Source organism: Ruegeria sp. BHSB058 (genome assembly GCF_059613285.1).
This window is the reverse complement of sequence record NZ_JBXWSF010000022.1, coordinates 42,652-53,279: the sequence shown is the minus strand read 5'-3', so window position 1 is coordinate 53,279 and position 10,628 is coordinate 42,652. Positions and strand designations below refer to the sequence as shown.

11 protein-coding genes are annotated in these 10,628 nt (G+C 57.6%); 9 read left to right on the top strand and 2 right to left on the bottom strand.

Annotated features, from left to right (window positions below):
- The 9 genes from AC2FNB_RS08160 to AC2FNB_RS08120 form a co-directional block, all read left to right on the top strand.
- A partial coding sequence (locus AC2FNB_RS08160) for an ABC transporter ATP-binding protein (protein WP_496745591.1) occupies positions 1-637 on the top strand: 637 nt, incomplete at its 5' end.
- A gap of 25 nt (positions 638-662) precedes the next feature.
- Positions 663-1,949, top strand: a complete 1,287-nt coding sequence (locus tag AC2FNB_RS08155) for a nucleotide disphospho-sugar-binding domain-containing protein (RefSeq protein WP_480749717.1) — start codon at positions 663-665, stop codon at positions 1,947-1,949.
- Entirely contained in the window at positions 1,946-2,311 is a 366-nt protein-coding gene (locus AC2FNB_RS08150) for a cupin domain-containing protein (protein ID WP_496745589.1), read from the top strand. The genes AC2FNB_RS08155 and AC2FNB_RS08150 overlap by 4 nt, the downstream gene beginning before the upstream one ends.
- Complete coding sequence (locus AC2FNB_RS08145; RefSeq protein ID WP_496745587.1) at positions 2,308-2,652, top strand: cupin domain-containing protein; 345 nt, start codon at positions 2,308-2,310, stop codon at positions 2,650-2,652. Before AC2FNB_RS08150 ends, AC2FNB_RS08145 begins: the two co-directional genes overlap by 4 nt.
- 34 nt (positions 2,653-2,686) lie before the next feature.
- A complete protein-coding gene (locus tag AC2FNB_RS08140; RefSeq protein ID WP_496745585.1) occupies positions 2,687-4,204 on the top strand; it encodes an aldehyde dehydrogenase family protein in 1,518 nt (505 codons plus the stop codon).
- 751 nt (positions 4,205-4,955) lie between these two features.
- Complete coding sequence (locus tag AC2FNB_RS08135; protein ID WP_496745584.1) at positions 4,956-5,399, top strand: DUF2852 domain-containing protein; 444 nt, start codon at positions 4,956-4,958, stop codon at positions 5,397-5,399.
- Positions 5,400-5,466: 67 nt separating this feature from the next.
- On the top strand, positions 5,467-5,904 hold the full coding sequence (locus tag AC2FNB_RS08130) for an RDD family protein (protein ID WP_496745583.1): 438 nt from the start codon (positions 5,467-5,469) through the stop codon (positions 5,902-5,904).
- A 71-nt stretch (positions 5,905-5,975) separates the two neighbouring features.
- Entirely contained in the window at positions 5,976-6,800 is an 825-nt protein-coding gene (locus AC2FNB_RS08125) for an arginyltransferase (protein WP_480749711.1), read from the top strand.
- Positions 6,801-6,806: 6 nt separating this feature from the next.
- Entirely contained in the window at positions 6,807-7,196 is a 390-nt protein-coding gene (locus AC2FNB_RS08120) for a VOC family protein (protein ID WP_496745581.1), read from the top strand.
- Between the two features lie 117 nt (positions 7,197-7,313).
- Here the strand turns inward: AC2FNB_RS08120 and AC2FNB_RS08115 are convergent, their stop codons facing one another.
- Together AC2FNB_RS08115 and AC2FNB_RS08110 are read right to left on the bottom strand one after the other, a co-directional pair.
- Positions 7,314-9,668, bottom strand: a complete 2,355-nt coding sequence (locus AC2FNB_RS08115) for a TRAP transporter large permease (protein ID WP_480749709.1) — start codon at positions 9,666-9,668, stop codon at positions 7,314-7,316.
- Between the two features lie 18 nt (positions 9,669-9,686).
- Entirely contained in the window at positions 9,687-10,613 is a 927-nt protein-coding gene (locus AC2FNB_RS08110; protein WP_480749708.1) for a TRAP transporter small permease subunit, read from the bottom strand.
- Positions 10,614-10,628: the final 15 nt, after the last annotated feature.

The window sequence follows — 10,628 nt, the reverse complement described above, 5'->3', positions numbered from 1 at the left end:
GGTTGCTTTGGCGCGCGCGCTGGTCAAAAGGCCAAAGGTCCTGTTGCTGGATGAGCCCCTTTCAGCTCTGGACAAGAAACTACGAGAAGAGATGCAGCTGGAGCTCAAACGGTTGCAGCACGAGGTGGGGATTACATTTCTGATTGTGACCCATGATCAGGAAGAGGCCCTCGTCATGGCCGACCGGATCGCGGTCTTGCATGATGGCAAGCTGGCGCAGGTCGGTACTCCTCACGAGCTCTACGAACACCCCGGATCGCGCTTTGTTGCAGATTTTATCGGCGTGATGAACTTTCTGGATGGCAACGCCGTCGACGGCGGTGTCGATGTCCACGGGGCGGGAATGCTGAGGGGCGTTTCCGAGCTGCGCGGTGCTGCCACGATTGCTGTGCGCCCGGAACGGGTCAGCCTGATGCAGACCGCCCCTCAAGATGGACGCAACTGCATTCCCGGCACTGTCGAGGAAGTCGCCTATCACGGGTCAGACCTGGGTGTGCATGTGCGCGTTCGCGGCGGGAGGAGCACCCTGTCCGCCCGCGTTCCCGCCAGCCAAGCCGACCGTGAAAGTATCCAGCCGGGTCAGGATGTCCACTGCGTATGGGATGCGAAACATTCCCGCATCCTGCCCAACTGCTAAGCCAAATCTAACCGGAGACCTAACAATGTCACAGAAAACCATCGCCTTCTTCCCCGAAGCTGCCTTTGGCCCTGCGCTGAATTCGGTTGGCATCGCGCAGGCCTGCGAGAAACTGGGCCACAAGGCAGTATTTCTGAGCGATCCCGGCTTTGTTGAGGTATATGAAGGTTATGGGTTTGAGGCGCATCCCGTTGCCCTTTCAGAGCCGATGGAACCCGAAGCGATGGCAAAGTTCTGGGAGGATTTCATCAACGGCCACATCCCGAATTTTCGCAAAAGCCCGATTGACCAAATCGATAACTACGTCAAGGATTGCTGGGAGGCGATCGTCGACAGCGCAAAATGGGCGCAAAAAGATCTGCCGGGGGTACTGGCAAAAATCAAACCAGATATGATCTGCGTGGATAATGTCATTATGTTCCCAGCCATCAAGCAGTTCGGCGTGCCGTGGGTACGGATCATCTCATGTTCCGAAAATGAAATCCCTGACCCGATTGTGCCGCCACACTTATCGGGCTGCCGGGTGGATGACCGCGAGGGCATGGAGGCCTATGAGGCAAAGTTCCACGAGGTGATCAAGCCGATCCACGACGACTACAATGCGTTCCTGGCCAGATGCAACGAAGGCGCCTATCCGATTGGAGAGTTTTTCGAAGCGTCGCCCACAATGAACCTTCTGCTTTATCCCGAGCCGGCAAAATACGAACGGCAGAACCCACTGGACCCAAACCGCTTCCAGTATCTTGAAGGTTGCGTACGCGAAGAAGAACCCTTTGAGGTGCCATCGTTTAAGTCCAACAATGACAAACCACTTCTCTATGTATCTTTCGGGTCGCTTGGCGCAGGCGACACCGACCTGCTAAAGAGGATCATTTCGACCATTTCCAGGTTGCCCTACCGGGCGCTCGTAAATGTCGGGGATTACATGGACGAATACACAGATATTCCCGACAACGTGCACATACAGAGCTGGTATCCCCAGCCTTCGGTAATTCCGCAGGTTGACGCGGTGATACATCATGGCGGTAACAACTCGTTCACCGAGTGCCTGTATTTCGGCAAAGCAGCAATCATTATGCCCTATGTCTGGGACGGCCACGATAACGCCACTCGTGTTCAGGAAACCGGCCACGGGTTCGGGTTTCACCGATACGACTGGACCGATGATGAATTGGCTATTGCCCTCGACAAATGCATCAACGATCCAGCCATACAGGCGAAGATGGCGGCAACCTCTGCGCACATGCAGTCACGGCATGGCCCGACCAAGGCAGCTGGCATTCTTGACGACATCCTGAAAGCCGCGGAATGAGCAGCGCCCCGCATCTTTCCGAAATCTCGACCCGCGCTGACCTCACGGACTGGGGGCTACAGCCGGACATGATTGAAGGCCAGTCGCATTCATCGGGCTTGCTGGTTTACAAGGGCCCGGACAACCGGCCGGAGATCGGCGCATGGGTCTGCACTCCAGGCCGCTGGCGCCTAACGATACCGCGTGACGAGTTCTGCTATTTTGTGCAGGGCCGCGCGGTCTATCGGTCGGATGCAGGCGAAAGCATCGAAATCACGCCCGGAACGGCCGTACTATTCCCCGCCGGTTGGATAGGGGAATGCACGGTCGAGGAAACATTGCGCAACACCTACTACCTAACGGATCGCGAACCTGAATCATGACCACGCCACGTATGCAAAACCCGCTCCAGCAGACTGACCTTGTCGATTGGGGGGTAATCCCGACAATGATCGAAGGGCAATCCTGCACGTCAGGAAAGCTGATCCACAAGGGGCCTGACGGCCAGTCCGAATGCGGCCTTTGGGTCTGCACTCCCGGTAAGTGGGAATGTCACGTCACCAAGGACGAGTTCTGCCACTTTCTGGAAGGCCGTTGTACATATGTCCATGAAAGCGGCGAGGTAATTGAGATCACGCCCGATACGGTGGCTTTTTTTCCGCAGGACTGGAAAGGCGTCTGCACCGTCCACGAGACGGTCAAGAAAGTGTACATGATCCGCTAACGGCGCAATGCCTGTCAAACAAGGGGACTGCCCAATGCGTGACCCGTTCCAATCCAGCTACTACCTCAACCCCAGGCATGTTCCGTTGCAGGATGGTGGGACCACGCTGGTCAATCCGTCAACTTTGCAGCCCGTCGGGATTTTTGGTGAACCGTCGCCGCAGATCGTGGACCAGGTTCTGGATCGGGTCAATGCGGCGCAAAGGAAGTGGTCTGCAATGGACTGCAAGTCTCGCGCGCGGGTATTGCACCACATTGCCAACGACATCGAAAGCGGCGACATGCATGAGGTCGCCCGTCTGATGACGTTGGAAACGGGGAAGCCGTATCCGGAATCCATCGGTGAAATCGCGAACATCCCGCCGGTGTTCCGGTACTACGCCGAGATGGCTCGCAATGACGCAGGCAAGATAGCCGGCACGATGCAGACCGGATCTTTCCAGTATCAGACATACGAACCCTACGGTGTGTCGGTGCACGTGGTTCCGTACAATTTTCCCCTCATTCTTGGGTGCTGGTCGATGGCGGCATCGCTTGCAGCAGGCAACGGCGTTGTGTTGAAGGCCTCGCCCGCAGGAACATTGTGCACGATGGCCTTCATGGAGTTTTTCCGAGCTCTTCCCGAAGACCTGATTGCCTGCTTGCCAGGTGGGGCAGACGTGGGCAAGCAACTCATTGCTAGCCCCAAAACCCACGTGGTCGCCTTTACCGGGTCCGTGCCGACAGGTCGTGCGGTGGCAATGGCCGCAGCGGAAAACCTGAAACCCGCAGTGATCGAGGCTGGAGGAAGCGACCCGCTGATCGTCAGTAAACACGCCGACATCGCGGTCGCTGCTGCCGGGGCGGTTACCGCCGCCTTTTTGCAATCGGGTCAGGTTTGCACATCGTCTGAACGGATTTTTGTGGTGGATGACGTATACGACGATTTTGTCGATGAGTTCGTGGCCCGAACCCGGAAACTGCGCATCGGCGACGGTATGGGGGTGGCGGAAATCGGACCGTTGGCCTCCAAGGAGGCGCGCGACAAGGTCGAGCGGCTGGTGCGCGATGCAACAGAGAAAGGCGCGGTGGTTGAGGTAGGAGGCGGTATCCCGGATGACGCCGGACCGGGTTGGTTTTTCGAGCCAACGATTCTGACCGGCGTGACGACAGAAATGGCGCTAACTCGGGAAGAGGTCTTTGGGCCAGTCGCCTCGGTCATTCGGGTGAGCGACTTTGACCAAGCGCTTGAACTGGCAAACGCGTCACAGTTCGGTCTCGGCGGATGCCTGTTTACCAGCGACTTGAACGAGGCATTTCAGGGGGTGAATAAACTACAGGTGGGGATGGTCTGGGTCAACAACCCGCTGGTGGACAACGATGCCTTGCCTTTTGGCGGCGTCAAGAATTCTGGGCTTGGGCGCATGCTAGGCCTTCAGGGACTCGAAGCCTTCAGGCGATCCAAGATGGTCGTGATCGACCCGAAGGCGAAGGAAGCAGACTGGTGGTATCCCTATCCCGACGATTGGTTCTATTCGGAAGGCGTACAGGGCGGGAGAAAGCACACCGGCTAGGGTGACCGGTACGGCCTGGTCGACTCTACAACGGAGGATGTGCTAACGGCAGGATTGTCCCGCATCTGAAACATTCGCCTCGAGTGTGGAAAAGGTCCGCTTTCACTCATTGCTCGATTAGTCGCGTGTCAAGAACTGATCAAAGGGCGACGAGCAAAGGCTGATGTCGCCCCTGCCCTAATCCCATCGTCAAATCACTCATAACAAATCTGCTCGGCTGGGGACAGCTGGCTATGTCCCGTTGCAGGGTTCACAAGGCCCCCAAGTTGTTTTGGTTCTTACGCTCTTTTATTTGACTAAATCCGCACAGCCGCCAAACGCCTTACGGAGCGCGCCAGAAGGCGATTTCATGTTGCACACACACTGCACAAGATGCCACTTAACTAACTGAAATTAAACATCTATACCCCCACCCCACCATAGGGGCGACGGAGAGCCTGGACGCTTATTGCGGGTCGGTTTTCTGTCCTACTGCCTCAAGCGTCATCACGGCCACGTTATGTTGGAACCCAGCGCAGTCGAGCAGTCTTCGTGGGTTTTCGGAGGTTTCTGATTCGAGCGCACAGCATCTGACACATCCAACCGACCTGTGCAGCAGCCCGATCTTTCCCTTTTTGCCAATGTCGGTGGCGAATGTTCAATCGGTGGGTGACATAAATGTAAATCTTTTTCACATTACCTCTTGCATTCCCCTTTCCCTTCCCCATCTTGATCAATGTGAAAGGTGTTTACATCAATCAGGAGAGCCCAGATGTCCACATTGTCCGACCCCGTCCCTCCCGCTCATCCGGGATGGCTTTATCGTAGCGAAGCCTGGCTTGACAGCAAAGGCAAAGGCGCCTGGATCGCCGCGATGGTCCTTGGCTTTGTCTTCTTCTGGCCCATCGGCCTGGCCCTTCTCGCCTATATGATCTGGAGCAAACGCATGTTCAGCAAATCCTGCAGCCGCCGCAAAAACTGGCACAGTCACATGAGCGCCATGAAACCTTCGGGCAACAGCGCGTTCGATGCCTACAAGGCCGACACCCTGGCGCGGCTGGAACGCGAACAGCAGGATTTTGAAGAGTTCCTCAGACGTTTGCGTGAGGCCAAAGACAAGGCCGAATTCGACCAGTTCATGGACGAACGAGTGCGTGCAGCTCGCGATGACCGTGCATCTCGCGACGATACGGATGCACCGAAAGACGACGTCTGACCAAAAAACCGCCCTGTCCGGCTTCGCCGGGCGGGGTTCGTCGCCCCAGTTTCTTAGGACGATCAAAATGAACCATTTGCCCGACCCTGACCGCCAGCCCCAATTCTATCAGAGCGTGGCGATCAAACGCTTTGTTGCGTGGTTGATCGACGTCGTCGTCATATCGACCTTCACCATGTTCGCCGTATTGCTGACCGTGGGCCTTGGCCTGTTCTTTGTTGCCTTGATCTTTATGCTGGTCAGCTTTGTCTATCGTGTCGCCACCATCGCCAACGGGTCGGCCACATGGGGGATGCGGTTCGTCGGGATCGAACTGCGCGATGCGTTTGGGGCGCGGATGGATGCAGGAAAGGCAATCGCGCATACCGCTGGCTATTTCGTCAGCATGGCCTTCCCGGTTATCCAGGTCGTGTCGGTGATCATGATGCTGACCAGCGCTCGCTGTCAGGGCCTGACCGATGCGTTTCTGGGAACGGTGGCATTGAACCGGCGGGCAATCGCCTGAAAACAGTGCATTGAATCCTTGGCGGGTTTCGAAACGATTGGTATCATCCCCCAAGCAAACACGGAACCTGCATGCGCCATACGCTGCCGATAGCGCCACAATTCTATGTGACGGCCCCCCAGCCGTGTCCTTATCTTGAGGACCGGATGGAGCGGAAATTGTTCACCGCCTTACAGGGCGAAGGCGCAAACAGATTGAACGATTCCCTGTCGCAGCAAGGCTTTCGCCGCTCGCAGAACGTGTTGTACCGACCCTCGTGCACCGAATGTTCCGCCTGCCTGTCTGCCCGGATCGACGTTTCCGTCTTCAGCCCCGGCAAAAGCCAGAAGCGGACCGCCAAACGCAACGAGCATCTGGAACGGCGCGCCATGTCGCCCTGGGCAACGGACGATCAGTACGAACTGTTCCGAAGATATCTGGACACCCGGCATGCTGATGGCGGGATGGCCGATATGGACGTGTTCGAGTTTGCCGCGATGATCGAGGAAACCCCGATCCGCAGCCGTGTCGTCGAATATTCCGACCGTCGTACCGGCGACCTGACTGCCGTCAGCCTGACTGATGTCCTCGAAGACGGGCTGAGCATGGTCTATTCTTTCTATGACCCACACCAGCCTCAAAACTCACTGGGCACCTACATGATCCTCGATCATATCGACATCGCCCGCGAGGCCGGGTTGCCCTATGTCTATCTGGGTTATTGGGTGCCGGGAAGTTCAAAGATGGGATACAAGGCCAAGTTCTCTGGCCTTGAGATCTATCTTGGGGGGCGTTGGGAAAAGGTGACGAACCCCCGGCACTACGAAGATATTGCCCATCACCCGCTGGCCACCGACCCGATTGCCGAACAGGTCGCGAATATCCAGCTGCCCGACCGGCATCCGACCAAGGGTTGAGGCGGGATGCAGCAATCCCTGTTCGCGGTCACGCTTGTCGTGCCCGATTATGATACGGCCATCGCGTTTTATGTCGGAGCGCTGGGTTTCACTTTGACGCAGGACGAGGATCTGGGCGGCGGTAAACGTTGGATTCGGATCGCGCCGCCGGGCGCCTCTGACGGATCGCTGATACTCGCCAAGGCTGATGGAGACAGACAGTGCGCGGCCATTGGCAACCAAACCGGCGGCAGGGTCGGTTTTTTCCTGACCACCGACAATTTCGAACGCGATCACGCGGCGATGTTGGAAAAAGGCGTGGATTTTGAAGAAGCACCCCGCCGGGAACCCTATGGCAAGGTCGCCGTCTGGCGTGACCCGTTCGGCAACCGCTGGGATTTGTTGCAGTTCACCTGACACAAACCAGAAATACTGCCTGGCAAAGCTGCGAGGCATGAAAGCGCAACACCTTATATACCGACAAAAAACGGGAGCCCGAAGGCTCCCATTTCGTTTCAGCATTCACTCCCGCAATCAGTTCGGGATCAGTGCCGGTACGATTGTCACGATGGCCGGGAAGAACCACAGGATACCGATCCCCACCACCTGAATGATGACGAATGGCACGATCCCCCGGTAGATGTGACCGGTTGTGACCTCTTTGGGTGCCACCCCTCGCAAGTAGAACAGCGCAAAGCCGAATGGTGGGGTCAGGAACGAGGTTTGCAGGTTTACTGCCACCATGATCGTGACCCATTTCGGATCGAACGACCCGCCATAAATCACCGGCCCCACGATCGGGATCACGATGTAGATGATCTCGAGGAAGTCCAGGACGAAGCCCAGGATGAACAGCACCAGCATCACGATCAGGAAGACCGTAAACTCATTGTCGAAGCTCTTCAGGAACTGCTGGATATAGTGCTCGCCCCCGAACGAGATCACCACCAGGTTCAGCAGTTGCGACCCGATCAGGATGGTGAAAACCATCGAGGTCACTTTTGCGGTCTCACGCACAACAGGTGTCAAAACGCCGCTTGTGAACAGAACCCAACAGCCGAACAGCAGCCCGAACAGAGCGTAGATGTAGGTCGCATAAGCCGCAAAGAAGGCGATCCACGATTCGACGCTGACATCACCCTGGTTGATGCGCAGGTCAAAGTTCACGCCGATCAACAAGCAGATGATGATCGCGAAGGTCGACCAGATGATGACCCGGCCGGACCGACCCTGATCCTGAAGCTTGCGATAGGCCGCCAGCATGATGGCCCCGCCCGCCCCAAGCGCGGCTGCGGGTGTCGGGTTGGTAATACCGCCCAGGATCGAGCCAAGAACCGCGATGATCAGAACCAGCGGTGGGAAAACCACCCGGATCAGTTCATTGCTTGCACAGCGTGCGGCTGCTTCTTTGCAGCCATAGAGCGCCAGCAGGAACGGCAGCGCCAGCAGGACGAATGTCACACCGGACGAGGTTGTCGGAGCAACGGCAAGGATGTCGACAAGCACCATGCCCAACAAGCCCAGAGCCCCGAGTATCAACGGCGCCGTGGGCCGCGACGGTGCAATTCCCCGACCCAGGATCAGCGTCAGTCCAAGCAGGACAACGATCACGGCAACACCCGTTCCGATTGGAGCGGCGGCCGCGATCTTGGCGGCACGGGCCTCGGCCAGTTCCTCGTCACTCAGCTTGTGCGAGGCCTCAACGCCCCCGGCGGCATCGATCTGCGCCTGTTCCGTGACGGCCTGATCCCAGGCCGACTGTCCATGCAACTCGATCATTGAGGCCTTGCATTCGGCAGACACATTGGTGCGCAGCGAAGCGCCCTCGGAGATATCCGAGAAGCCGGAGACCGAGACATCCTGAGTTCCGATCAGCCCAACGCTTCCCATCAGGACCGCACCCACGATCAGCCCGAGCGGAGCGGCCAGCAGCCATGTCAGCCCTTCGGCGCGCGTGATCGGCTCACCGGTGCCGCCCGACATCGCGACGGCTGGCGCGTGTTCGGGGTTCAGCAGGGCATAGCCGAATGCATAGAGCGCGTAGAGGATTGCCAGCATGATCCCTGGCAGCAGGGCGGCCTGGAACAGAGTGCCGACCGAAACCACGGCGGGCTCACCCAGATAGGTCAGTGCATCGGAGCAACCTGCGGCCGCAGCCCGGGTTTCCTGCGCGGTGGAGTAGAGATCACCCGCGAGGGTGCCCAGCAGAACGATCACGATAGAAGGCGGGATAATCTGTCCCAACGTGCCCGACGCGGCGATGACGCCGGTCGCAAGTTCCGGAGAATAGTTGTTGCGCAACATGGTGGGCAAGGCCAACAGGCCCATGGTCACCACGGTGGCGCCGACGATACCCGTGGAGGCGGCCAGAAACGCGCCCACCACCACGATGGACACCGCGAGGCCGCCGGGGAGCGGGCCAAAGACACGCGCCATGGTGGTCAGCAGATCGTTGGCGATCTTGGAGCGTTCCAGGGTAATGCCCATCAGGACGAACATCAGCACCGCCAGAAGCGTTTCAATGGATTGCCCCGCCAGCACGCGCTCGTTCATGCGGTTGACGATGAAGGAAACATTGCGATCCAGCGCAGTTTCCCAACCGCCGACAAAGACGTGCTCGGCAACGCGTGGCAAATCCGGGTATCGGAAGACCGAGATCGAATCGGGTCGTACCCCTGACGCGATCAGGTCGGCATACATTTGCGAGCCCGTGTCGATCGCCTGATGCACCAGCATACCGGCACTGTCGAGCGCGGCGATGATACCGAACGAGATGATACCGGCGCCACCGATGGCAAAAGCCACCGGGAAGCCGCTCAGGATGCCTCCGAAAAGGCAAAGAAACACGATTATGAGGCCGATTTCGACGCCATCAAGACCGAATAGCATATTCTCTAGTCCCCGTACTTAATGAGCGCCTTCATAGGCTTCTTCGCCCTCGCCAAGGGTATCCTTGTCGAGGTATTTGTCCGCACTTTCCGGCCCTTCCACGAATTCGAGATACGAGCGGTAGAAAAAGGCGATTGCGTGCAGAAAGACCATGGCTGCGAAAGAAACCAGCAGGATCTTGAACAGGAAGTACCCGTTGAATCCGTTTGGGCTGAAGCCGATGGTTTCCACATTCCAGCGAAGCGCGCGAGATTTCATGAGCAGCCTGTCCAACGTATCGCTGGCGGACGGGTTCGGCACGATCAGGTGCCGCCACAGGAAGTACCAGCCGTAAAGCCAGACCAGCACCGCCATGGGCATCATGAACAAAAGCGACCCGAACATATCCACGACGCGCTTGCCGCGGTGGCTGAGGCCGGCATAGATCAGATCGACGCGCACATGCCCGCCCTGCACGAATGTGTATGTCGCGCACAGGCAAACAACCATCGCGTTATAGAGCTTCAGCTCTTCGGCATACCAACTGATGTCCATCTGGAACGGGATGCCAAGACCAAAGGCCATGTCGGGGCGGGCAAAAACCCGTTGCATAAAGACGATGACGATCTGCTGGATCACCATCAGCAACCCGGCCCAGGCAAAGAAGCGCCCGGTCGTGTTGGCAAAACCCTCCAGCCCGCGAACCATGCCCCACATGAATTCGCGCTTGTAGAGGCCAATAGCCGTTAGCAGCAGAAACAGCGTGAACACGACAAAGAAGAACTCAACCGAGCCCCCGTAGTAGACAAAGCGCATGATCGCTTCCTTGTCGGACCAGTTGAGCCAGAGCTGCGGATGCGTGATCGCGTATCCGAAGTTGTAAAATGCCTCGGCGATGTTCAGAAAGAACCAGATCAATCCGTCGAACAAGGCGCCGAAAAACGACGTGCCGTTTTCGTCTTGCATGTTGTCCCCAGAGTC